Source organism: Halobacteriovorax sp. RT-2-3 (genome assembly GCF_047085075.1).
Lineage (GTDB): Bacteria > Bdellovibrionota > Bacteriovoracia > Bacteriovoracales > Bacteriovoracaceae > Halobacteriovorax_A.
Map to the genome: position 1 here is coordinate 1 of NZ_JBKIYF010000006.1, position 558 is coordinate 558.

The window sequence follows — 558 nt, forward strand, 5'->3', positions numbered from 1 at the left end:
CGGGCCATTGGGCAGTAACCATTCACTTCAGCGCTACTTTGACTATAACCTTGATTTAAATAGAACTGACAAGACCAGTCCCATTGAACATCAAGAACATCCACAATGATTGGGCCTGTTGTTGTTGGAAGTGAGTAGCTAGAAAACTCTTTAACTTTCGAAACTTCTTCGTTTGCGATATCACCAAAAGTTACACTTCTAATCATATTTGATTCACAGCTTTCACCTTGAGCGCGAATACATAACTTAATTCTTAATTTCTTATATTGTTGTGGATTATAGTGACATTTTTCTCCATAAGCATCTGTCGTTCCCTGTGTAGGAGCTGTTCTTGGACGTACACGAATATTAAATCGAGAGTCTGTATAGAGCATGGCCTGACCATTTCCAAGAGAAGTCGAAGACCACATCACATTTGATCCAGAAGATACACGTGAGCTACCACGAAGAACAATAGTTCCTACAGTGTAGAAGTTTGTCGTCTGGCCATCGCCATCAGCTGTTCCTTCTTCGTTACCGTCTCCATAACCATCACCACTATCGGTTTGCTCATTATTG

At 40.9% G+C, this 558-nt stretch carries 1 protein-coding gene; it reads right to left on the reverse strand.

The window, feature by feature from the left end; all coding sequences use genetic code 11:
- Positions 1-558, reverse strand: a 558-nt coding sequence (locus tag ACMAYX_RS15570) for a hypothetical protein (RefSeq protein WP_412472142.1), incomplete at both ends; no start/stop codon positions are given.